Consider the following 23,956-nt stretch of genomic DNA (forward strand, 5'->3'; position numbering starts at 1 on the left):
GCAGGGCTCGCTTCGTCACCGATTGGGTGTGGATCGGCCTTCGCCTCTGCTCAAACAACTTCCGTTCGTCGCGCTCTTCTCGGTGGCGGTAGTCCTCAGTGGGACCATCCCGACGCTGGTCGTCAGTGATGCGCGGGTGCTGGTGAGCGCAGTGGTGGTCACCGTGATCGCAACCGTTCTCGCGGTTTTCTTCTCCCGTGACGAATCGTTGTATCGGTATGGCTTCATCGTTCCCACGCTCGATCTCTTCGCGTGTGGCGCGCTTCGCTTCGCCACCGGAGAGAGCAGGTCGATCTTTGCGTCCCTGCTGATACTCCCGGTGATCTGGTTTGCCAGTTCAGAAGGCCGCCGGTTCATCTTCTATTCGTTCCTCGGTGTGTGTGCGGCCCTTCTTGTGCCATTTGCACTGGGCACGAGTGTGTCCGACAATCCCAACGAGTTGTGGCGCGGATTGTTCAGCGCGTGTGCATTCACATTCGCAGCGACCGTGGTGAACGAATTGTCGCGGCTGTCGAGAAAGAAACTGTCTGTCATCCAACGCCGAGAGCGTGCGACGACCAGTGAACTCGACCAGGCTTCGCGGGTTCAGCGGGCACTGTTGCCGAAGAGTGGAACACCGCTGCCGAGCTATCAGGTTGCCGGCGCATGCATTCCGTCAACCGCGATCGGCGGCGATTTCTTCGACTGGTATCCCATCCGCGGAGGTCTGGGTTTCACCCTCGGAGACGTGATGGGCAAGGGTGTCGGTGCGGGCATCATCGCGGCGACAGCTCGCGCTGTGGTGCGAAGCGCCCGCAACGATGAGGACCCGGTTGTCGCTTTCACGCGGACCGCAGACTGCCTCGCAACCGATTTGGGAGACACAGAATCGTTCGCGACGCTTTTCCACGCCAGGATTCGCGCCGAGGACGGCCGGATGCTCTACGCCGACGCCGGGCACGGACTGACAGTGGTCGCTCGCGCCGACGGATCGTGGGAGCGACTCGGATCGAAAGACCTACCGCTGGGGCTCGGACTCGACGACGACTGGACGATGCAGGAACTGTTCCTCCAAACGGGGGACATGGTGGTGTGCTTCAGCGACGGTGTTCTGGACCTGTACGACGGATCGATGGCCGCTGTCGACCACGTCGCAGCCATCGCCGTGGCAGCATCATCCGCCAGCGAGATCGTGGACGCGATCTCTGGCATGGCATCCCGGACGAACAATCCTGATGACGTCACCGTGGTGGCACTTGCCAGGCTTGCAGTGGCGACGGCCTGACGCGCGGCTACCCGGATCGCTGTCGAGACGGTCAGCGATCAGAGCGTGCGTGCTCCCTGCAAGACGGGGTCGGCGACAGGGGAGTCACAGGCCGAGTGCCTTGTGGATCGTCGGCCACGAACGATGCAGATCGTCGTTCCAATAGCCCCAGGAATGCAGGCCTTCTCGGTAGTCGAACTCGATGTCTACGCCCGCTGCCTCGGCCTTGGTCTCGAAGGTGCGGGTGCAGGCCAACGCTGCGGCCTCGAGAGCTCCGCCGACGGGTGAGGCAAGCCCCGCCACGCCCATCGACCAGTCCGGCACACCGCTTCCGACCGCGACGTACAGCGGTTTGCCGCGCAGGGCACCGATATTCGCGCCTGGATCGTGCGCAAGCCACGCCTCGTTGTAGGCCGGACCCCACATGTTGGCCGGATCCCCGCCGCGAGTCATCACGCTTGCGGTGGTGGCATTCTGGGCGGTCTGGTCTCCGAGGTCGAGGCAGCCGCTGAAAAGCGCAGCGCCGCTGTAGAGATCAGGGTTTCGCACGGCCAGCATCAATGCGCCGGTGGCACCCATCGACAACCCTTCGATGGCATTGCGGCCGTTGCCCTCGAACGTCGAGTCGATGAGCGGGGGGAGTTCGCGGGTGAGGAACGTTTCCCACTTGTTCCTGCCCAACGCGGGATCGTCCTGTTTCCAATCGGTGTAGTAACTGCCGGTGCCACCGATGGGAAGCACGACGTTGACATTCTTGTCTGCCATGAATTCGACGATGTCCGTGTACTGAGTCCATCCGCTCTGGCTGTAGCCCGAATAGACACCGGCGTCGATGCCGTCGAGCATGTAGAGCGCCGGGCGTGGGGTAGCGACTCTTGGCCGCGCCGGCAACAACACATCAACACGAACGGTCCGGCGCATCATCGGCGAGTAGACGGTGAGCTTTGCTCGCTGAGGCGTCACCATCACCAACATCTCGATGCGTGCAGGCGCCGCAAGGCCGTCAGTCATAGGAGCCGCCATCGCCGCAGGCGCTGCCGCAAGCTCACTTATGACACAGAAGATCACAATGGCCACAATGGCCGAAAACCGCCGTCTCACTTACTGATTCCCCCGCGCCGTCGATTCTGGGCTCCCGACCCCGCGACAGTAAACCACGACCCCAGGTCGACTGCCTGATGGTCGCGACAACCGATCAACCGCACGGCGCAGCGATAAGCGTCGGACAACGGATGTGTTCACATGAGCTGCATGGTGCAGAGCGGTTGCCTACGCTGGTTGAGCACGCCACTTCGGCTACCTCGACTCCAAGGTGAAACCAATGACGAATCGGCCAAACCCTCTGACGGTGTTTCTCGCCGACTCTCCTTCAGCCGAGGAGCCGGCGCGCGCTGTCGCACGCATTGCGCTCGGATCGGCCTTGGTGTTCGCGGGTATCGGGCACCTGACGTTTGCGCGACAGGACTTTCAGGCACAGGTTCCGGACTTCGTGCCATTCGGCCCGGACGTGACCGTTCTCGCTTCAGGTGTGGTCGAGATCGCGCTGGGAACTTCGACCGTCTTCCTCAAACGCCGCCGAGCCGCTATCGGTCTCGTGTTGGCCGCGTTCTTCGTCGCGGTGTTTCCGGGCAACCTGGCGCAGCTGATCAACCACCGTGATGCGTTCGGGCTCAACACCGACCAGGCCCGGGCCACCCGACTGCTCTTCCAGCCGGTGTTGATCGCATGGGCGCTCTGGTCGACCGGGGCGTGGTCGGCGCTTCGCCGGCAGCGGGCGGGTCACCCCTCGTAGCTCGCCCACGTCCGACGGTGGACCGTCGATCCGTCAGCGATCGCTGTCACCCGCCCGCTGAAGCCCGGCTATGGAGCTGACGGTGCCGAAGACGCTCCACTCGTAACCGGGGGTGTGGTCGTCGCCGAAGGAGTGTCCAACGCAGGTACCTCGGTGTTCACCTGTGACTGTTCTGCAGTGGGCGTGGTGGTTGCGGGGGTGTCGGTGGGCGTGACGGTCCCAGTCGCTGCCGGTTCCGTTCCGGACGGCGGCCCGCTGGGCGCGGACTCCGTCGCCGATGGGTCGGCGCTCGGATCAAGGCTTTCGGGCGCGGTTGCTATCTCCGGGATGTCGGACGGAAGCACCGAGGGGGTTTGCGCCGCGAGCAATGCGGCATCGGTGACCTTCGCCGATCCGTCCGGCACCGGTGTTCCCGAGGCGGTGACCACCTGTGTCTTGGCGGTGACAGGCGGGGTGCTGCGTAGCGCCTGCGTCACTTCTTCTCGCCCATCGCGGAGTCCGCGGCCCCAGTTCTCCCAGGTGTGCCCGCCGTAATTGGGAAGGACGACCACGTTGGCGCCGCTTTGTCTGGCCTGCATCTGCATCAAGATGGTCGATACTGCCGACAACATCTCCAAGGCGATGGCGCTGATCTGATCCTGCGGGGCCAGATGGGCGAGTTCACCGGGTGTCAGCAAGCCGTTACCCGAGGAGATGATCAGGACCTGCCCGTTGTCCTTCAACTTGCTGACGTTCTTCGAGGGGTCGTTCTCGGTCCACTGCGCGCTGCCGGGGGGACCCCACATGTTGAGGATGCCGTTTGTGTAGTTGGAGACCAACGTCTGAGACGCGAAGACGCCGAGAGCGCCCAGCGGGTTGTCGGTTTGGTAGTACCCCGACATCGCCTGCACGACTTTGAACTGCTCGGGGTGACGTTCGGCCAGGGTGACCGCGGGGCCGGCCGACATCGACAAGCCGATGATGGCGTTGTTGGACGGGCTCACGCCAAAGTTCTGTGCGAGATATGCGGGCAATTCGTCGGTCAGGAACGTCTCCTGTTTGATGGTGCTGTTCTGGTCGCCCGCGCCGCCGTTCCAGTCGGTGTAGAACGAGGATGCGCCGCCCACGGGCATCACCAGCGTGGTGTCGGTGGTGTGGTCGTAGACGTCCGCGGCCCTCACATCGGTTGTCCACGCCGAACGATCCTCGCGGGCTCGCATGCCGTCGAGGAGATACACGCCTTGGTCACTGCCCTGCGACGCGCGGATCTGGACCGTGACCCACTTGTTCTGCGACGGGGACCAGACCTGGCAGTTCTGTACGAAGCTGCCGGATGAGTCCCACGAACAACCCTCTCGCAGCACCTCCGGATGGCCGGTCAGCGCGGATGCGGACGTGAATGTGAACAGGAACGAACTCGCGGCCGTCAACCCGATACTGAGAACGGCCACAACAGCACTCATGACCAGGATCCGGGGCCTGCGCCGACCACTGGACCTGCCGAGCTGCTTGTCGGTCGAGTCGATTCTCCAGGCTGGAACGAGATTGCCGCTGGGGATTGCAGGTGAGGGCATGCGGGGACTGGCTCCTTGATCTCGGTCCCCGACGACTAAGGCACTGTAGGAGATGTCGTCTTCGGGCGGTGCCGCGTTACCCGTCGAACGAAAATCTCTTCTGGCGCCTCCAGTGCCGTCGCTCGACACCGGAGATTGGCCCACTATAGGGCCACGCACGCGACGTAGGTCGTCGATCTGCAAATTCCTGCGCTGGATTGTTCGATGGCATGGATGAGACACCGGGAGGCCCGGTGCTCGCGGCGGCGTATCCGTCGCTTCTCTGGACGGCTGCGTGCAGTCGGGCGGCGTCGAACCGGCTGCTTCGTCACGCGATTTCCAGCGTGACTGAACCAGGCTGCCTTTTCGTATTCACGCCGCGAACGCTCGACGAAGACACCTACTCAGTGCAGAAGACGCTCCCCGGACGGCGAGCCGGTAACCCCCGAAGCCGTGACCCCAGCTGCTTGATTCGCCGGCGCCTGCATTCCCGGCAATTGCCGAGGCATTGCGAATGAAGATCAATGATCGCGAAACTGGATTCGTGGACGGGTGTCACCCTTGCTGGTCGATCGGCGAGACGAGTAAACGTGAGCTTCGGTGGCTCACACGGACTCTCGTGGACATGATCGACCCAACGGTCATCCCAGTGGTCGAGATGCCGTCAGCGTCGTTGTGTTGAACCCTGGCTCATCGGCTGTATTTCTGCGGCAGAGTCACGAGCTAGACGAGCTGGATCCCCAACCAGGTTGCTAGCACAGCTCATTACCAGAACCATGCTTCCGGGCCCGCGAACACGCGCGAAGAGGTTCGGTAAATCACAGTTCGACCAGCATGACCGAATTGGCGATCTGGTAACGGACTTTCTGTGTTTAAATTGCGCATCAGACGATTAGTGGGGAATTGCATTTGGTGAACGGCGAGACGGACTGAAAGCGGCCATTGCGGGCGAACCAGTCCTGACGTCGAACAACCGGGTTTTGGGGTATGCAGTGCCACGGAAGGGATCCGTGAGTGTGAAGACGCGGGAAGATTGCGGGCGAGGTGGCTGTGCTGATGCACCACACCCAGCTCAGAGCTGAAGTCGAGGACCGGGGTATGTCGGATACTCGCACCTGGAAGGACCCCAAACGTCACCTGTGGCCGCTGTGTCTACTCGTGCCTGCCGGGCCGTTCATCGCGTGCCTGCTGGCGAACAGTGTGTCGGGGTTGCTCTGGGGTTTCGGTGGTTACCTGCTCCTCGTGGTCGTCCCTCTCCTCGACCTGATCCGAGGGCCCGACCGTGCCGGACCGCCGGATGATGCGGTGCGGACGTTGTCGGCGGACCGGTACTACCGGTGGTGCACCTACATCTTCGTCCCGCTCCAGTACGCGGGCCTGTTCTTCGGCTTCTGGTGCCTTGCCTTCGCGGACATGACCAGGGGTGAGCGGGTAGGTCTTTCGATCACTTTGGGCATGAGTGCCGCGATCGGAATCAACGCCGCTCACGAATTGGGCCACAAGCGCGAGAAATTGGAACAGGGCCTGGCCAAGATCGCGTTGGCGCAGTCGGTGTACGGGCACTTCTACGTCGAACACAACGTCGGCCACCACGTAAAGGTCGCAACCCCTGCAGATCCGGCGAGCGCGCGATTCGGCGAGTCCTTGTTCGCGTTCTATCCCCGCGCGCTCTATGGAGGACTTGTCTCGGGTATCGAGCTCGAAACCGCTCGTCTACATCGTCAGGGCCACCGATTCTGGAACTGGCGCAACACAATTCTGCAGTCCTGGTCGGTGAGTGTCGCGATCGTCGTCGTCATCGTCGCAGCCTTCGGGTGGGCGATGCTGCCATATTTCGCGCTGCAGGCGGTCATCGGCATGCTTGTACTCGAAGCGGTGAACTACATCGAGCACTACGGATTGCTGCGAATGCCTACTCCGGACGGAAGATTGGGAAAGGTGCGTCCTGAGCACAGTTGGAATGGTGACCACCTCGTCAGCAACGTCGTCTTGCTCAACCTGCAACGGCACTCCGATCACCACGCGCGCGCCGGACGGCGGTACCAGGCCCTTCGTAGTTGCAGCGAGGCCCCTCAATTTCCTGCGGGCTACGCCATGATGGTGGTCCTGGCGTTCGTCCCGCCGCTGTGGCGCAAGGTGATGGATCCCCGCGTGCTCGGCCACTACAACGGCGACCTCTCCAAGGTGAACGTTCACCCGCCGAAGGCCGACAAAATCGAGCAGCGCTACGGCGTCGCGTTAGCCGGGAGCTCTGCCAGATGAGCGCAGTCAAGGCGGTGGGCAGAACTGTCCGCTCAGGTCGGCGATTCGGTCACCGTGGGGATGCACGTCATCAGCCTGCGGCCGAAGCAACGCACGTACGATTCGCGGGCGAGGACGAAATCGCGCGGTGGGACGAACTGATCCTGCTGAGCCCAGACGAGGGCACCGTCTATCGCGGTCGCGCAAACATTGACGGTATGGCCTTACAGGGTGCCAGGCCCGTCTATCTCATTGTGGGCAGTTACGCAGTGACGGCGTTCCAGGTGGACGTGCCGCTTGTGGGAGCGCTCTGGGTGCTTTTCGGACCGCCTGTCCTCGACGTCCACGATCTGATCCGGTCCGGCCGCGCAGTGGCTGCGTTCGGGGCAGAGAACGGGATCACCGCGGTTCGGGTGCGTTCCCAACTGAAGGCGAATGCAGACGACGTCAAACTCCTTCGTGCCCAGGGTTTTACGCGGGTGCCGACGTGGTTGGACGACAGCACGGTCATCGTGGATCTGCGCGGCTCCGAACTTGACGTGCAGGCTCGCTTCAAGAAGCGAGCGCGAAAGTCGATCCGTCGTGCAGCGCAGGAAGGTGTGACGGTCGAACGGGTCCCGGCCACCGACGAGAACTGCCGCATCCTGTACGAGATGCTCGACGCCACCAGCGGTGGCCGGTTCAGGATCCCCGGCCTCGAGACGTCGACTGCGCTGTTCCAGCAGTACGAAGCGTCCGGCGACGGTCAGCTGTTCCTGGCTCGGCACCAGGGCGAGGTGGTGGTCGGCGCGTTCGTCTCGAAATTGGGCAAGAATGCGCTCTACCTGGGGGCGGGCTCGATTCGCAAGCGCCCTGGCGACCCGTTCCTGTGTGGACTGGGAGGTAGCCGCGCGGCGTACGCGCTGCAGTGGGAGATCATGCAGTGGGCGCGGGAGCAGGGATGCGAGCGATACGACCTCGACGGGACACCGTCGACGTCGACCATTTCCGATCCATCTCATCCCCGCCACGGGGTAGGCCAGTTCAAGACCGCGTTCAGTGAAGAAATCACCGACTACCTCGGCGCCTACCAGATAGCTGTTCGCCCCCGGCGGGCATGGACGCTGCGGCAACTCGAGATACTCACGTCACTGATCGACGAATCGCCACGGCTGAATCGGCTACGCGGTCGTCCGGTGCGTCCGAATCCGGACTACGTGTGGCTCGAGCATGGACCTGTCTGGAGCAGGTTACGTCGCCTGGGATGAGCCGTCGGGGAAGTCGCCCGCCGAAGTGGACGCAGGATCGGACTGCGTCAGAAACCTGACCGTTTCCCCGCCGTTCAACTCGAGTGTCGCTGCGCAACTCTTTCGAGAATTTCGTGTGACGGTTTGCCGCAGGGGTGCAGCTGGACCTGTGGGCCCATCGAGGATTGAGGGCATACTGGCTCCCGTGTCTGCGCCCGTTCCCGCACCGGTTGTTCTCGTTCACGGGATTCGTGTCAGCGGGGCATCGTTGCACCGAATCGCTGCCGCGATCCCCGACCGCGAAGTGGTGTTCCCGGATCTGCCCGGCCATGGCAGACGGGTGGGGGAGACGTTCACGCTTGCAGGTGCCGTTGACACGGTGGTCAAGGCCATCGAGGAGCTCGGGTCACCCGCCATCGTTGCAGGCATGTCGATGGGCGGTTACGTCTCGATGGCCGTCGCGGGCAGGCGTCCAGATCTGGTCAGTGGGTTGGTGGCGATGTGCGCGACCGCACAACCCAGTCCGTTCTATGCAGCCCCGTTTCGAGCGTTCGGGGCCACGACCGCGTACCTACCCGAGCAGGCAGCGGTCATCAGCAGGTGGCTCACCCGAGCATCGGTCGGGCGCCGAGTCGCTGACGACATGGAAGTCGGTGGCCTCGCATTGGCATCGATCAAAGATGTTGTCGCCGAGGTCTCCCGCTTCGATGCCCTCGGCGAACTCGCGCGGTATCCAGGTCCGATCGAGTTCATCAATGGCGGCTGGGACCAGTTTCGTGTCAATGAACGTCGGTTTGAAGCGATTTCGCCCCGTGCTCATCTGACCGTGATACCTCGCGCCAGTCATTTGTTCCCGCTCATCCAGCCGGATGTCACGGGCAGAGCGATCGCCACGTTTGCACGAGCGATCGACGCAGGCGCCCTCAAGTCCATTTCAACGCCGGACGAGTTCCGGCGGACATCTGGTGGCGGCTGACGTGGCAGTTGTCAGGCGACTGTCGGAAAGCGTTGCGACACCGAATCTCTCACACGGAGGCTAGCACTTGGGGGAGAGGTCGGCCCAGCGCTGTCCCCAGGGCGTGGCTTGTTCGAGTTGTCCTGCGAGACGCAGGAGCATGGCTTCACCACCGAGCTGAGTGGTGAACTGCACACCCATCGGAATGCCCTCCGGGGTCCAGTGGAGTGGCAACGACAGCGCGGGACGCCCGGTCAGGTTCGCCAACTGTGTGTAGGGCACCCAACTGAGGTTGTCCTGGATCATGTTGTCCACCAACGGGGCATGCCGCAGAAGGCCGGCTGTACGAGTTCTCAGCAGAGCGGACGCCGCCATGCGGGCGGGGCGGGGAGTATCGAACGCGCCGATGCGTGGCGGAGGCTCTGCCAGAGTCGGCGTCATCAGCAGGTCATACTTCTCGAAATACGCTGACAGTTGTCGTACATGTTCGTGTCGGCGCATGACCGCATCGACGTACTCGACACCGCCATGGGCTCGCCCCAGTGCGGCCATCACCCGCGTGTCGATCTCGAAATCAGAGTCGTCGCAACCTGATCGGCGTTTGGCGTCGTCCATTTCCCACGCCAGGTACACGAACCAGGTCAGCAAGAAGTCGCGGGCCAACGCCAGGTCGTCGAACGGCTGCTGGTCCAGGATCTCCACGTCATGTCCGAGGTCGGCAAGAGCCTTCGCGGTGCCGGCGACTGCCACCGCCGCTTCTGTATGGGGATCGGGATTGATGCCCGACGTGGAGCAGACACCGATACGTAGCCGTCCGGGATCGGCACCCACCTGTGAGCGGTAGGTGTCAGGCGGGACGGAAGGCAGGAACGGGCCGCTCGGCTCGCCCCCGGCGAGCACATCGAGCATCGCCGCGGTATCCCGTACCGAGCGAGAGACAACCCCTTGCGCGGCGGCGCCGTGCATCGCCTCACCGATGGCTGGACCCATGGGGAGGAGCCCGCGGCCCGGCTTGAGACCGACTAGTCCGCAGCAGGCGGCCGGGATCCGGATGGAGCCACCGCCGTCGTTGGCGCCGGCGACCGGAACAATTCCGGCAGCAACAGCCGCGGCGGATCCGCCCGACGAACCTCCAGGTGTCCGAGTCAGATCCCACGGGTTGCGCGCGGGCCCGAACAGTTCGGGCTCGGTGATCCCCTTGGCGCCGAACTCGGGGGTGTTCGTCTTGCCGAATATCACCAATCCGGCATCGAGCCATCGCTGAACCACCGTGGAATGCTCACCCGCGAGGACATTGACGAGTGATCGCGAACCGCTGCTACTGGGCAGGCCGCCGTAGTCCTGAGCCAGGTCTTTGATCAGGAACGGGACGCCGCTGAATGGGCCCACCCGTTCGCCGGCAACGTGATCTTTGGCCTGTGAGTTCATGAAGCGGACGATTGCGTTGATCTGAGGATTCACCTCATGTGCCCGCTGCTGCGCGATATCGAGGAGCTCGCCGGCCGTCACGTCACCGTCTTTGACGAGTTGAGCGAGTCCGAGTGCATCGAAGTTCTGGTACTCGTCAAAGCGCATACAGCGAACGATAGTTCCCCGCCGTCAAAGCCGGTCGGGTGGGCAGGAAAGCGATTTTCAGGAGTGATCCAGCGACTTCTCAGGGGGCCAACGGTCGGTGATCATCCTGGTCATCTCGTCCACCCAGGTGTCGTCGAGGGCTGCGTCGCTTCGGATGAGAATGCGAAAGATCGCAGTGCCCGCGACCACCTCGGCGAGCATGGGCAGATGGTCGTCGTCGCGGCGCTCTTGTCCGAACCGAGATTCGAATGCCGTGAGATTGCCGCCCAATCGCGCGATCATCATGGCGTGCAGCTCAGGATCGGCAACGGTGTCCGCGATCAGGCCCGGCAGCGCCAACCGCACCTCCGGTCTGTCGAAGATGACTCGGACCGTCTCGACCAGACCCCGGATCTCGGCGCGGATGTCGCCGGAACCATTCGGCACGGGTATTGATTCGGCGTACAACACGGCTTCGTGAACGAGCTGCGCCTTGCCCGACCACCGGCGGTAGATGGCAGCAGTGGTGGTTCCGGCACGCGCAGCGATCGCCGAGAGTGACAACGCGGAGTAGCCGGTCTGGAGGATCAGCTCGCGTGTGGCAGCGATGATCGCGGCATCGATCCTGCCGTCACGCGGCCGCCCAGGTGTGGACTGCACAGCGCTCTTGTTTTCACTGCGGCTTTCTGCTGTCATGGCTTCACCATAGTTCCAATACGGTACGCATCGTATTTGAGGAGAGCTAGTGCATCTGAGCCCGCTCGACGAGTTTCCCATTCACCAAACGCCCGCGCCTCTGACCTGGCCGGCTACGTCCGATCGAAACTTCTACGACCGGTCGTACTTCAACGTGCTCGACCGGGAGGGCCGTTTCATGGCCCTGACCGGTATCGGCTATTACCCACGCCTCGGCGTCAAGGACGCCTACTTCGTCGTTCGTCGCGGCGACACCCAGACCGCGGTGCACCTCAGCGACGCCATCGACGACGATCGCCTTCACCAGAACGTCAACGGTTACCGCCTCGATGTCATCGAGCCGCTACAGCAGGTGCATCTGACATTGGCGCAGACCGAGGGTATTTCCGCCGACCTCACCTGGCGCGGGCTGTTTCCCGCCGCGTTGGAGGAGCCGCACCAGATGCTCACCGATAGGCGGGTGACCTTGCAGGCGTCTCGCTTTGCGCAGGTCGGTTCGTGGCAGGGCTGGATCGATGTCGATGGCGAACGACTGGAAGTCAGTCACGACAGCAGTGTGGCGAGCCGTGACCGCTCGTGGGGCATCCGACCTGTCGGCGAGGCCGAGCCGTCCGGTCGGCCAGACGCTTCGTTCCGTGGGATGTGGTGGCTGTACCTGCCGTTGGCGTTCGACGACTACCAGCTGTTCCTGATCCTGCAGGAAGATCCCGATGGCCACCGCAGCCTGTACGACTGCACACGCAGGTGGCGAGACGGCCGCGTCGAGCAGCTCGACGGAGTTCGGGTGAGCGTCGACTACCAGCCCGGCACAAGAATTCCTCGGAGCGCCCATGTGGAGTTCATGAACCGCGCCGGAGACAAGATCGAGTTGGACGTCGAGTCAAAGCTGTTTGCTCCCATCGCTTTCGGGTCGGGCTACGGTGGCGACTCCTCGTGGGCCCACGGCAGCTGGAGGGGTGCACCATTCGCTGAACGCGTCGACTTCGACCTGACGGATCCAGAGGTGATGGCCCGGGCGCCGTTCAGTCTCATCGACCATGTCGGCAAGGCCGTGTGTACCGAAGCTGATGGATCGGTTTGCGAGGGCGCGGGTCTGTTCGAGCACGGCGTCATCGGGCCGCACCACCCGTCGGGGTTCTCCGACTGGACCGACGCGGCGAGCTAGGCGCCAGGTATGAAGATCATGACAGCGCTGTTCGGGCCAACCGATGCACTCGAACGGGCGCAAGTGCTAAAGGAAGCCGGCGCATCAGGCGTGTTCACCTTCGAAGGACCGTTCGACGTCTTCACCCCGCTGGTGCTGGCATCGTCGGTGAAGAATCTCGACGTCATGTCGAATGTTGCGATTGCATTCCCTCGCAATCCGATTCAGCTCGCCCATCAGGCCAATGACCTACAGCTGATCAGCGAAGGGCGCTTCATCCTGGGTCTGGGCACGCAGGTTCGCGCGCAGATCGAGAAGCGTTACGGAGTCGAGTTCGATCATCCGGTTGCACGGATGAAGGAATTGGTGGGGGCGCTGCGAGCCATTTTTGCCACGTGGAACGAGGGTGAACGACTCGACTTCCGCGGCGAGTACTACCGGCACACCTTGATGACGCCGACCTTTGTACCCGGCCCAAACCCGTTCGGTCCGCCGCCGATCTATCTCGGCGCGCTCGGACCCCGGTTGACCAGGGCAACTGCAGAAGTGGCCGATGGTTTGTTGGTGATGCCTTTCGGGTCGAAGCGGTTCCTCCACGAGTCGACACTGCCTGCAGTACGCGAGGGATTGGCTGCTGCAGGCCGCAGCAAGAGCGAATTCGAGGTGGTACCCGAGATCATCGTGTCGGTGGATACCGGGCGCGACGACGATCATGCCTCCACTCGGATGTTGCTGGCGTTCTACGGTTCCACACCGGCGTACCGGCCGGTTCTCGACGCCCACGGATGGGGCGATCTGCAGCCAGAACTTAATGCGATGTCCAAGCAGGGCCGCTGGCAAGAGATGGCCACGCTGATCGACGACGAGATACTGCACACCATCGCCGCGTGTGGCAGCCCATCCGAGGTGGCTGCGCACATCCGCGACCGGGTCGACGGTGTCTCCGACCGGATCTGCCTCTACCAACCGGGCCCCATCGAGGTCGACGCGCTCGCGGAGATCGTGGACGAATTGGGAGGATCGTCATGACGTTGACCGCGGTCGAGTTCGACGAGGTCTTTGACGGTCGTTACGGCGGGAAAGCGGCCGGTCTCGCGCAGTTGCGCCGGTTGGGACTTGCTGTGCCGGTAGGATTTGTCATCGCTGACGCTTCCGAGCAGATCGCCGTCGATGATGTGGCCGAGCGCTTTTCGCAGATGGCATCGACAGGTGCGACTCCGGTGGCTGTGAGGTCCTCGGCAGTCGGCGAAGACGGCGACGACCAATCCTTTGCAGGACAGTACGACACCGTGCTGGGTGTCGACTCCGTCGATGCCTTTGCTGCGGCTGTTCACACGTGTGCGGCGTCGGTTCATTCCGGACGCGCGTCTTCCTACAGTGGACAGACTACGGCCACAATGCATCTGATCGTGCAGCACATGGTCGATGCGCGAGCCGCAGGCGTTGTGTTCACCGCAGATCCGGCCACCGGCCGACGCGACCTCATGGTGATCGATGCCATCGCCGGGCTCGGCGAGGCGCTTGTCGACGGGTCGGCGTCCCCAGACCACATCGTTTTGGATTCCAAGGGCAACCCCGCCGTTCGTGAGGTTGGTGAGACGCCGGTCCTGTCGTCCGACGAAATCTCGAACATCCGGGCGGGCGCCCTGCGCGCTGTCGAACATTGGGCCAAACCGATGGATCTCGAGTGGGCCATCGACCGATCGGGGAAGCTCTGGTGGCTTCAGGCTCGTCCTATCACCACTCTGCCCGGCGATCTGGGCGAGATGGATTCGCCACTCGCGGGTGCAGACCATGTGTACACCCGCTGCAACATCGGCGAGATGATGCCCGGGGCGTTTTGCCCGTTGACTGCTTCGGTCTCCGGTTTTGCCATCGACTACGCGATGCAGATGACGCAGGTGGTGGCGCGAGCGCAGCCGAAGTACGAGAAGCCGTGGCTGCAGGTCGGCTATTTTCAGGGCCACATGTTCTTGAACCTGACCGAGGGCACCGGTCTGAGCTCGGGGATACTGGGCAATTCGCTCGAACAATTCTCCACCTCGATCTGCGGTCGGGTGGTCGATGAGTTGAAACCGAAACCACCAAAGCCGTTCTTGCACAGACTGGTCAACACCGTACGGCTCACCACGTACGCGTTGTCTGCCGGGCCGGCGATCCGGCGATTGAAGGATCAGATCGCCGAGTTCGAGGTGCCGACCGGTGATGACCCTCGGCAGGTGTTGAGGCAGCTCGAATCCGGGGTGGAACAGTACTGCGACATCACCTTGACCCATGTGCGATCGTCGTCGCGCGCAGCGGTCGCCGCGAACGTCCTCGAGAGCGTCTTGATGAGACAAGCAGTCAAAGAAGGACGTAGCGAAGACGAGGGTCGCGCCGAGGCGACCAGGCTCATGGCCGGCGCTTCCGATGTCGAGAGCGCGCTCATGCTGGAAGAGCTCGACTCGGTGGTACACACCATAGCGGCCGACGACGTGGCTGCCACGAAGTTCTTGGCGGGGGAGCCGGGTACCGCGGTCGGGGAGTTGCGTGCCACCGGCAGCGCGGCCGGGATGGCGTTGGAGAAGTTCCTGGAGCGCCACGGCCACCGTGGATACCGCGAGCTGTGCATGCGCGATGCGTCGTGGGCCGAGGACCCGGAAGGGCTGGGCGCGATGATGCAGGTGATGGTGCGTTCCGCGCTTGATCCGTCCGACCGCGGTTCGGCCAAGAGCCGGCCCGAAGTTCCCAGCGCAGCGTCCATCAGACTTCTCGCCAGGTTGGCGCAAGGAGGCGCACGAGGGCGCGAGGAGACCAAATCGAAGATGGCGCTGATGGCGCATTCGCTCAAGCTGGGCTTCCGGCATCTGGGCGAGGTGCTGGCCGCGTCCGGACGACTGCCTGACTCGGATCTCGTGTTCTTCTTCGACCGGGCAGAACTGAACCGCATCGTCGGTTCCGTCGACATCACCGACCTCGTGCATCGAGCGGTCAAGCGCCGGGAGGCGCTGGCGTTCCAGGACTCGCTGGAGTTCGACGACGTGTCTGTCGGGCGGCCGACACCGCTCATCGTCCGGCCTCAGCGAGGTGTCACCGACAACGAGATCATCGGCCGCCCGGCGAGTCGCGGGACTGTCGAAGGCGTTGTGCGCGTGGCTAAATCGATCATCGACGCGCGCGACGTGCAATGCGGAGAGATCTTGGTCGCACCGGTCACCGACGTCGGTTGGACACCGTACTTCACCGTGATCGCTGCACTTGTCACCGATATCGGCAGCTCCGTGTCCCATGGGGCTGTGGTGGCGCGCGAATACGGTTTACCGTGCGTCGTCAACACCTTGGTGGCCACGCAGTCGTTGAAGACCGGTGACCGTGTTCGCGTGGATGGAGACCGAGGGGTAGTGACGCGACTGGACCAGGCCTGACTCCGATTACATGCGAAGCGAACGCGCCACGAAATACCGAACACCGCTTCTTCAACTCACAGAAGGTATTCACTTGCTGCCTTGATTCGTCGGCCCACGATCGTCTCGACCTCTACAGTGAGACGTAGCGCACAGTAGTGGGCTGTTGACCGCACGCCACGCCCAACAACACCAGGGATACGCAATGACAGTTGCTGCAGAATCGACCAGCAAGCTTCTCGACGAACCATTGCGTTCCAGCCGCAACACCTGGAACAACCAGGTGCGACGACACGCTCACATGACACCAGACCACGTTGCCGTGAAGTATCTCGACACCGCGACCACCTGGCGTGAACTCAACGACCGGTCGCGTCGGTTCGCCGCAGCGTTGCAGCGCCACGGCGTCCAATTCGGCGACCGCATCCTGATGGCGCTGCTCAACCGCACCGAGTATGTCGAAGCTGTCCTAGGGGCAAATCTGATCGGCGCGATCCCGGTACCGGTCAACATTCGTATGAGCCCGGCCGAGGTGGGTTTTCTGGTCCAGAATAGTGGCGCCACAGTACTTCTCACCGAGAACCTGCTCGTGCCGCTCGCTGATGCGGTCCGCGTGTCCACCGGAACCATCGACACCACCATCGTCGTCGACGCTGCCGCCGACAGCGTCGATCACCTTGACTACGAAGAGCTGCTCGCACAGGATCCTACGGATCTCGTCGAGCTCGACGTCCCCGAAGATACCGTCGCACTCATCATGTACACCTCGGGAACAACTGGAAAGCCAAAAGGCGCCATGTTGACCCACGCGAACCTGCAATCCCAGGCGATGACCACCATCAATGCGTCCGATGGCCAACCGGGCGACATAGCCTCGGTCGTGCCTCCGATCTTCCATATCGCAGGCATCGCGGCTTTCGCCCCGGTCTTTTATCGGGGCATCCAGGCAGTGATCCATCCGCTCGGTGCGTTTGATCCAAACGAGATGCTCGACACCTTGGAGCGCGAAGGCATCACTTCGGTGTTCATGGTGCCGGCACAGTGGCAGGCAGTTTGCGCCGCGCAGCGAGCCAAACCCCGCAACCTCAAATTGCGGGCGATCAGCTGGGGAGCGGCCCCCGCTCCCGATACCGTGCTTCGGGAGATGAATGAGCTGTTTCCCGAGGCACTGAACATGACCGCGTTCGGTCAGACCGAGATGTCCCCGGTCACAACGCTTCTCGAAGGTCAAGACGCCATCCGGAAGATCGGGTCGGTTGGCAAAGTCGTGCCCGCGGTGACGGCTCGGATCGTTGACCCACTGATGGAAGACGTCAAACAGGGCGAAGTCGGCGAAATTGTCTATCGCGGACCCAATTTGATGAAGGGTTACTGGCAGAATCCTGAGGCTACGGCAGAGGCGTTCCGGGGTGGGTGGTTCCACTCCGGCGATCTGGTCCGGCAGGATGACGAGGGTTTTCTCTATGTCGTTGACCGAGCCAAAGACATGATCATCTCTGGTGGCGAGAACATTTACTGCGCCGAGGTCGAGAACGCACTCTATAGTCATCCCGCAATCGCCGAAGCCGCCATCATCGGCCGGGCAGACGCGAAGTGGGGTGAGGTCCCGATAGCAGTCGTGGTCCTGGCCGCAGGTACGGAGTCGCTCACCCTCGATGAGCTAGGACCTCACCTCGCCGAGAACCTGGCGCGCTTCAAACACCCGAAAGACCTCATTGTTGTCGACGAACTGCCACGCAATCCCGGGGGCAAGGTCGTCAAACCCAAGCTCCGCGCAGCATACGGCAGTAAAGACGAGGGATTGGTTCACTGACTCCGACAAGCATTGGCTCTTGACCGGAGCGGCTCGCGTCCGCACCTGACGGTTTGGGCAGTAGCCGGCTGTCTCATGCTTGGTGGTGGTCAGTGGTGAAGGCGAGTTCTCTGCCGGCCTCGAAGTCAGTGGTGAGGGCATCGACTTTGGCGGTTGCGTAGGCGTAGGAGTCGGAACCGAGCAGTTGACGCAAGGGCCCCTCCTTCGAAGCCGCAATTGCGATGATGGCGGCCGCCCCCTTGACCGGGTCGCCGAGTTGGCTGCCCTGGAGCTCGAGGTGGTTGTGCGTCATCTCCCGGATCGATTCGTATCCCTGCGTGGTGGTTTCGGGCAGAGCCAGCGAATCGGTTGTCAGGAAGTCGGTACGGAAGTAGCCGGGTTCGACGATGGTGACCTTACCCCCGAACTCCGAAACCTCGGCTGCCAGAGACTCACTCAGTCCCTCGAGCGCGAACTTTCCGGCGCAGTAGAGGCCCCAGCCCGGCATCGCGGTCAGACCAAGCACCGAGGAAACGTTGATGATGTGTCCGCCGTGTCGGGAACGGAAGACCGGCAAGACCGATCGCAGGACGTTCCACACTCCGAAGACCTGTACGTCGAACATCTGGCGTGCGGCGCGGTCTGTCGTCTCTTCCACGGCGGCGAGGTAGCCGTATCCGGCATTGTTCACGACGACGTCGAGTCCGTCGAAGCGATCGATGGTTCGGCGAACTGCCGCATCGACGGCGTCCGCGGCAGTGAGATCGAGGGCAACCGCGAGGAGCCGGTCCGTGTTTACGCCGTCCAGGGCGCGGAGGAGCCGATCGGTGGAACGGGTCGTGGCGGCCACGTTGTCGCCACGTTCGAGAAGTTGTTTGACCAGTTCCAGTCCGAGTCCGCGGGAAGTGCCGGTTACAAACCAGGTGGTGGGGGTGGTGGCAGTCATGTCACTCCTTGTGAGGGCCGGTGCGAAACGATGGTGTTCGTTGGTGTCTCCAGTCTTGGCGCCTACGAGACGTTTGAGCAGCGCATATCCAGCCCTGGCTGACCTGGGATAGGCGAACATAGGACTGCGCGACCCAGGTGGAGATGAACCCGGTGGGTGATGATGATGGTGTGAGTGAGGTCAATCGCGAACTTGCTGATTTCTTGCGGCGGGCGAGGAGTCAGGTCGACCCGTCGCGCGCGGGCCTACCTGCCGACGGTCGGGTACGGCGTGTTCCGGGTCTGCGTCGGGAGGAGGTCGCGTTGCTGGCAGGGGTGTCGACCGACTACTACACGCGCCTGGAGCAAGGCAGGCGCATCACTCCATCGACAGGGGTTGTCGATGCGATCGCTTTGGCGCTCGACCTTGATGCCGCCGGTCGGACTCACCTGGGCAATCTGATCGGGCGCCGGTCGGCCGTAGCGCCGCGTCGTGCGGCGGCTGTGCAGCGGGTTCGGCCAGGGCTTTACCAGTTTCTTGATGCCCTCGAAGGTCAGCCGGCTCTGATTCTCGGTAAGCGGTCGGATGTACTCGCCACCAACCGGATGGCGCGCGCGTTATTCGCCGATTTCGATCAGCTTCTTCCGCGAGACCGCAACTACGCCAAATGGATTTTTCTCGGCGACGAACCGCGGAATCTGTTCCTCGAGTGGGAGATACAGGCTCGCGCGGCCGTCGAAAGTCTTCGGTTAGAGGCCGGAAACGATCCGGATGATCGGATCACCCGAGCTCTCGTCGACGAATTGACCGACAAGAGCCATGATTTCCGTCGGTGGTGGTCGCAACACCGGGTCTATCAGCGAACGCACGGTTCGAAACGCCTTCGGCATCAAGTGGTCGGCGAGTTGACGGTCGAATACGAAACCCTCACCCTGCCGGACGATCCGGAGCAGACACTGTACGTATACACCACTGAACCCGGCAGTCGCTCGCAGCAGGCCCTCAATGTTCTTGCCAGCTGGTCGATTTCACAAGTCAAGAGCTCATCGGATCGGTCAGGTGCGCGCGAGCGCGAAGGCCTCACCGACGATCAGCCTCATGACCCCGTTGTAGGAGAGTGACCTGCGTAGGTCTGAGTGAGACCTCGCGTCAATGTTGCGTATTGGGAGCAGTGAACGCCGCGGCGCCGGCATCACTCGCCGGCGCCGCGGCGCGACGTCAGGCGTCTGCAGACGACAGCACGTTGGCCACGAAGGCCTCGACGCGAACGCGCAGCCCTGCAACCGCCTCGGCCCGTAACGCGTCGAGATCGGTCTGCCGGTGGAAGGCGGGTGGGAGCCGGCGGACGTTGCGTGAACAGCTGAAGTCCTCGCAGGCAAGGACACCGATCGTGTCGCCGCGGCGTCCAGCAGAACCCATCCGGCGCGTGGAGAACATGACCGCTGTGCTCGTCAGATTGACGTCGCGACACCATGTACACATGGCCCGTCGCTTGGGGACGGCTTCAGCCTGCGTCAACAGCAAGGTGATGACGTCGCCTGATGTGGGACGCAGATGTAGCCACGACGGGGGATCTTGCGATCCCGCCATCCGTAGAAGTCGAGCGCATCGAAATCGGTGTTGTCGAAGTCGGCCGGGAATGTGACTCGCTTGATCTCGCTGCGCGTCGCGCCGCGAAATGAGTCGATGATCTGCTGGTGGGTAAGAGATTTCATGGTGGATCCATCCGTGCAGGTACGCCTATCGGAGACCTGCAGTGAGACCGCGTCCGGGACGCGGTGAGTCGATTCCCCGAAACATCGGGGCGAGGGCATGAGTGAGCTGCCGACCATCACGGTCGGCTGCGGGGCGCAGTCATCTCATAGAGGCGCACGCGGCGCCAGTACCTGCTTCGACTCGACGGAACACCGAAACACCGTACCGGTTTCTCGGCGGTCGTTGCATCCCGCTTTACCGGTGCGTCACCGGGCGACGAGAATGCAGCGGGTTGTCGGTGGACTGCCGGCATCCGGTCTCGTACGGTTCGTGTATGCAAGCGGTCGCGACTCGGCAGCGCACTCAGCCGCCCCCGCCGTGGGTGGTGTTCGAGGATCTGGCCGATCCAGGCCGCGCTTCCCAGCGGCCGTGGTTGCATCTGCTCGACGACGAGACGCCACCGCGCATTCTTGCCACCCAGCGCCCGACACTTGTTGTGTGGTCATAGATCTGGGTGAAGCGACCCGACGCAAATATCCAGTTCGACCTAACGGGAAGCGGTAGCGAGACGGCACTTCGATGGACCCTGCTGGTCGAGCCGCCCGCTCCAGATGACCCACTGTTCCGGCACATGTGTCAACGCATCGGGGAGCTCATCAACGCCGGTCTCCGCTATACCTATGGACACTGACGCTGGTTGACGACAACGCGGCCTGACTCTCTTGTGAGAGTCATCTCGCGGTGTTCGTTGAGGCGGGCCGGGCGGTGGCTGGGGGATCGGCCGTCCCACGTCTCCACACACAGTGACGCACTGGCGTGACCGGCTACTACTTCTTGGCTGTATACCGGAGGAGCACCGCGCCGGACGGAAACGTACGGTTCTCGGTCAGCTCCAACGAGATCCAGCTGTCCAAGGCTGGAAAGAACGGCAGCCCGCCGCCCACCGCGGCGGGGGCGACCACCATGTGGAACTCGTCAACGAGGCCGGCCCGGACCAACGGCGCGGCGAGCGTGGCACCGGCAACGTCGATCACCCCGTCGGTGTCCGCCTTGAGTTTGGTGGCAAAGTCGACGACATCGCCCCGCTCCAGTCGCGAGTTCCAGCCGACCGAACCGAGCGTGTTCGAGAACACCACCTTCGGCATCGCACGCCACAGCCGGGCGTACTCGGCCTCCACCGGCGACACGTCGGGGGCCTCGTCGGCGGTCGGCCAGTGGGCGGCCATCAGCTCGTACAGCTTTCGCCCGTACAACGACACCGCCGTGTTGCGGACCTGGTCGTTCCAGTACTGGTGCAGTTCGGCATCCGGGTCGCTCCACCCGATATCGCCGTTCCGGTCGGCAATGTAGCCGTCCACTGAGATATTCATGCCGTAAGTGAGTTTGCCCATGCGTGTTAGACCACCACGACGACGAAAACTCATCGGACTCGCAGTGGTCCGGCGACCGGGTTCAGGTTTCGCGATTCGCCGCCTGACATTTCGAATTCGGGGTGAGGCGGAGCGAGTAGATGCCGGAGCCCGCCGATCGATGGAGAATCCACTCATGACGCAACCAGAAGCGATGGCGGGCGGCGGGCAGTACAACGAGCACTCGACGGCGCAGTTGAGTGCTGCCGCACGCGCCTTTCCGCTGCTTCGCCAGGCAGCCGCAGTGGTGCCACCGACCTCCGACGGGTCGCTGACGATCGCTGACTATGGATGCTCAGAGGGACGCAATTCGTTGGCCCCCATGCGCGCCGCGATCGAGGAAATGCGCCGCGTTCATCCGGCCGACTTGCCGATCAGCGTGGTTCACACTGACCTCCCGTTGAACGATTTCAGCTCGTTATTTGCCACTGTCGCAGACGATCCGGGCACCTACGCCGGTCCGGCTGTCTACACCAGCGCGGTCGGGAAGTCGTTTTATCAACACATACTTCCGCCGCGATCTGTCTCCCTGGGGTGGAGTTCAATTGCTCTGCATTGGCTCAGCGCGGCTGCGGGACCGCTCGATGGCCTTTGGTACACCGACGGGACGCAGTCCCAGCGTGACCGATGGGCCCGGCGAGCGGGCGATGACTGGGCCCGGTTCCTCGACGCCAGAAGTCGTGAGTTGTTGCCGGGTGGACGCCTCGTCATCGTGGTCGGGTCGGCTGATTCGGCCGGCTACAGCGGGGCCGAAACCGTGATGACAACACTCAGGCGCGTGGCCGGCGACATAACCGAAACAGGACGCCTGCCCATGAGGTCGCTCACCCCCATCCCGGCGTGGTACCGCACCACAGCCGAGTGGCATGCGCCATTCCCGCACGCCACCTTCACGCTTGACCATTTCGAAGAGGTAGTCCTGGGTGATCCGATCGCCGAGCAGAACGTGGAGGGCGACCGTGAGCAGTACGCTCGAGATGTTGCCGAGGCCATTCGGGTGTCGTTCGGCCCGTCGTTGCTCGCGGCCATACCGCGCGGCGATCGAGCACGAATTGTTCACCGAGCGGTTGACGGACGCCATCAACCAAGACACCACAGTCGGCTTCGACTGGCGGCTGGCAATCATGATGTCGAGCAGGCGTGACGCCGTCGGCAATTAGCGCGATCCCTGCGGGACCAACCGAACTGCGCGTCGACGCCATCAGTGCCCACCGGGCCACGCGACAGAGTAACTATCGGCGCTCACCTGAGAGCCCCACGCGGTGAACGAAGCTGCTCGCGACCAAAGCCGTCGATATGGACCCCAAGGCACTGCACAGCCAGTAGCATTCGACGAAATTCGGGGATCTGTGTGTGGACGATGCGTCACATTCGTCGCGCACTAGGGGGATGATGAAACGTCCACGCGTGGTAGCCATTTTGATGTTGGCAATCTGTTTTGTCGCTACGACGCCCGCTACGGCTACCGCCGCGCCGCTGCCAGTCAGCTACGACTTCAACACGGGGATCGTCGCCGAGTTGACCAACCCGAACGGCTCATTGCCCGGTACCAACGATTGGTCGTGCCGGCCAAGCCCGGCGCACCCGCGACCTGTGGTGTTGGTACACGGAGGATTTGCGAGCCAGCAGGTCAATTGGGGAGTGTACGGTCCGCTGCTGAAGAACGAGGGCTACTGCGTCTACGGGTTGACGTATGGCCAAATCGACAATGCGCCCTGGCCTCTGTCCGCAATAGGTGCTCTTGATCCCTTGGAAGACGATGCCGCCGAACTCTCGGCATTCGTCGATCGCGTTCGCACGTCAACACGGGCTTCGGAAGTCGACATCATCTCCCATTCGCAGGGAAGCTTGGTGTCGGGTTATTACGCGAAGTTCCTGGGAGGCAAAGACATTGTTTCCAACCTGGTCGCCCTTGGCGCGCTCTGGAACGGCACTGCTGGGCCCGCGGGGGAAGACTATCTCCAGGAGATGCATGAACAGCTCGGACTATCAGGTGCGCTCTCGATTCCGTTGTGCCCGGCCTGTTTGCAGGCAGTAGAGGGATCTGACTTCATCACGACACTGAATGCCGATGGCTCGCCCTACGTGTCAGGCGTGAAATACACGAACATCGCGACGAAATACGACGAGCTCGTGATTCCGTACACGGCGGGTTTGACGCCGGGGCCCGCAGGCACAGCAGTGCACAACATCGTGGTCCAAGATGGGTGCGCGATCGACCGAACAGCGCACCGAGGCCTTGCGGCAACACGCCGGGTCGCAGCATTTGTACTCAACGCTCTCGATGAGGCTTCGCATCGTCCAGCGCCATGTGCGGTTGTCGAACCGAACTCCGGCGTCGGCTAACACCCTGTCCTCTGCCGATGACG

19 protein-coding genes and 1 pseudogene are annotated in these 23,956 nt (G+C 62.9%); 13 read left to right on the forward strand and 7 right to left on the reverse strand.

Annotation, left to right across the window (positions count from 1 at the left end):
* Positions 1-28: 28 nt before the first annotated feature.
* Positions 29-1,264 (forward strand): PP2C family protein-serine/threonine phosphatase, encoded by a 1,236-nt coding sequence (locus tag W823_RS43060; protein ID WP_051406502.1) that lies wholly within the window; start codon positions 29-31, stop codon positions 1,262-1,264.
* A gap of 84 nt (positions 1,265-1,348) precedes the next feature.
* Here W823_RS43060 and W823_RS43065 read toward each other — a convergent pair whose 3' ends face one another.
* Positions 1,349-2,254 carry an alpha/beta hydrolase family protein gene (locus W823_RS43065; protein WP_023958240.1) on the reverse strand — a complete coding sequence of 302 codons (906 nt, stop codon included), beginning with the start codon at positions 2,252-2,254 and terminating at the stop codon, positions 1,349-1,351.
* Positions 2,255-2,564: 310 nt separating this feature from the next.
* Between W823_RS43065 and W823_RS43070 the strand changes: the two genes are divergently transcribed.
* Positions 2,565-3,035: a DoxX family membrane protein gene (locus tag W823_RS43070; protein ID WP_023958242.1), complete on the forward strand. Its 471-nt coding sequence runs from the start codon at positions 2,565-2,567 to the stop codon at positions 3,033-3,035.
* Between the two features lie 68 nt (positions 3,036-3,103).
* Here the strand turns inward: W823_RS43070 and W823_RS43075 are convergent, their stop codons facing one another.
* Entirely contained in the window at positions 3,104-4,477 is a 1,374-nt protein-coding gene (locus W823_RS43075) for an alpha/beta hydrolase family protein (RefSeq protein ID WP_235189529.1), read from the reverse strand.
* Between the two features lie 1,188 nt (positions 4,478-5,665).
* Here W823_RS43075 and W823_RS43080 point away from each other — a divergent pair.
* From W823_RS43080 to W823_RS43090, 3 genes are all read left to right on the forward strand, one after another.
* Positions 5,666-6,829, forward strand: a complete 1,164-nt coding sequence (locus W823_RS43080; RefSeq protein ID WP_031332313.1) for an alkane 1-monooxygenase — start codon at positions 5,666-5,668, stop codon at positions 6,827-6,829.
* Positions 6,826-8,055, forward strand: a complete 1,230-nt coding sequence (locus tag W823_RS43085) for a peptidoglycan bridge formation glycyltransferase FemA/FemB family protein (protein WP_081729745.1) — start codon at positions 6,826-6,828, stop codon at positions 8,053-8,055. The genes W823_RS43080 and W823_RS43085 overlap by 4 nt, the downstream gene beginning before the upstream one ends.
* 184 nt (positions 8,056-8,239) lie before the next feature.
* Complete coding sequence (locus W823_RS43090) at positions 8,240-9,010, forward strand: alpha/beta fold hydrolase (protein ID WP_023958251.1); 771 nt, start codon at positions 8,240-8,242, stop codon at positions 9,008-9,010.
* Between the two features lie 60 nt (positions 9,011-9,070).
* Here W823_RS43090 and W823_RS43095 read toward each other — a convergent pair whose 3' ends face one another.
* Together W823_RS43095 and W823_RS43100 are read right to left on the reverse strand one after the other, a co-directional pair.
* Positions 9,071-10,564, reverse strand: coding sequence for an amidase (locus W823_RS43095; RefSeq protein ID WP_023958253.1), 1,494 nt, complete (start codon positions 10,562-10,564; stop codon positions 9,071-9,073).
* A gap of 57 nt (positions 10,565-10,621) precedes the next feature.
* Positions 10,622-11,239: a TetR-like C-terminal domain-containing protein gene (locus W823_RS43100; protein WP_023958255.1), complete on the reverse strand. Its 618-nt coding sequence runs from the start codon at positions 11,237-11,239 to the stop codon at positions 10,622-10,624.
* A gap of 49 nt (positions 11,240-11,288) precedes the next feature.
* Between W823_RS43100 and W823_RS43105 the strand changes: the two genes are divergently transcribed.
* From W823_RS43105 to fadD5, 4 genes are all read left to right on the forward strand, one after another.
* Positions 11,289-12,404, forward strand: coding sequence for a hypothetical protein (locus W823_RS43105; protein ID WP_023958257.1), 1,116 nt, complete (start codon positions 11,289-11,291; stop codon positions 12,402-12,404).
* A gap of 9 nt (positions 12,405-12,413) precedes the next feature.
* Positions 12,414-13,412 carry a TIGR03617 family F420-dependent LLM class oxidoreductase gene (locus tag W823_RS43110; protein WP_023958259.1) on the forward strand — a complete coding sequence of 333 codons (999 nt, stop codon included), beginning with the start codon at positions 12,414-12,416 and terminating at the stop codon, positions 13,410-13,412.
* Positions 13,409-15,787 carry a PEP/pyruvate-binding domain-containing protein gene (locus W823_RS0129140; protein ID WP_031332319.1) on the forward strand — a complete coding sequence of 793 codons (2,379 nt, stop codon included), beginning with the start codon at positions 13,409-13,411 and terminating at the stop codon, positions 15,785-15,787. Before W823_RS43110 ends, W823_RS0129140 begins: the two co-directional genes overlap by 4 nt.
* A gap of 184 nt (positions 15,788-15,971) precedes the next feature.
* Positions 15,972-17,579: a fatty-acid--CoA ligase FadD5 gene (fadD5, locus tag W823_RS43115; RefSeq protein ID WP_023958260.1), complete on the forward strand. Its 1,608-nt coding sequence runs from the start codon at positions 15,972-15,974 to the stop codon at positions 17,577-17,579.
* A 73-nt stretch (positions 17,580-17,652) separates the two neighbouring features.
* Here fadD5 and W823_RS43120 read toward each other — a convergent pair whose 3' ends face one another.
* A complete protein-coding gene (locus tag W823_RS43120) occupies positions 17,653-18,504 on the reverse strand; it encodes an SDR family NAD(P)-dependent oxidoreductase (RefSeq protein ID WP_023958262.1) in 852 nt (283 codons plus the stop codon).
* A gap of 170 nt (positions 18,505-18,674) precedes the next feature.
* Between W823_RS43120 and W823_RS43125 the strand changes: the two genes are divergently transcribed.
* On the forward strand, positions 18,675-19,604 hold the full coding sequence (locus tag W823_RS43125; RefSeq protein ID WP_051406515.1) for a helix-turn-helix domain-containing protein: 930 nt from the start codon (positions 18,675-18,677) through the stop codon (positions 19,602-19,604).
* 97 nt (positions 19,605-19,701) lie between these two features.
* Here the strand turns inward: W823_RS43125 and W823_RS59605 are convergent.
* Positions 19,702-20,315, reverse strand: a pseudogene (locus tag W823_RS59605) (FBP domain-containing protein).
* Positions 20,316-20,512: 197 nt separating this feature from the next.
* Between W823_RS59605 and W823_RS59610 the strand changes: the two are divergent.
* Positions 20,513-20,686 carry a hypothetical protein gene (locus W823_RS59610; protein WP_023958266.1) on the forward strand — a complete coding sequence of 58 codons (174 nt, stop codon included), beginning with the start codon at positions 20,513-20,515 and terminating at the stop codon, positions 20,684-20,686.
* Positions 20,687-21,005: 319 nt separating this feature from the next.
* Here the strand turns inward: W823_RS59610 and W823_RS43140 are convergent, their stop codons facing one another.
* Positions 21,006-21,569 carry a dihydrofolate reductase family protein gene (locus W823_RS43140; protein WP_023958268.1) on the reverse strand — a complete coding sequence of 188 codons (564 nt, stop codon included), beginning with the start codon at positions 21,567-21,569 and terminating at the stop codon, positions 21,006-21,008.
* A gap of 154 nt (positions 21,570-21,723) precedes the next feature.
* On the opposite strand from W823_RS43140, the gene W823_RS56585 reads away from it, so the two are divergent.
* Both W823_RS56585 and W823_RS43145 read left to right on the forward strand, forming a co-directional pair.
* Positions 21,724-22,731, forward strand: coding sequence for a class I SAM-dependent methyltransferase (locus W823_RS56585; protein WP_161634005.1), 1,008 nt, complete (start codon positions 21,724-21,726; stop codon positions 22,729-22,731).
* Positions 22,732-22,979: 248 nt separating this feature from the next.
* Complete coding sequence (locus tag W823_RS43145) at positions 22,980-23,933, forward strand: alpha/beta fold hydrolase (protein ID WP_081729755.1); 954 nt, start codon at positions 22,980-22,982, stop codon at positions 23,931-23,933.
* Positions 23,934-23,956: the final 23 nt, after the last annotated feature.

It is taken from the genome of Williamsia sp. D3 (assembly GCF_000506245.1).
Lineage (GTDB): Bacteria > Actinomycetota > Actinomycetes > Mycobacteriales > Mycobacteriaceae > Williamsia > Williamsia muralis.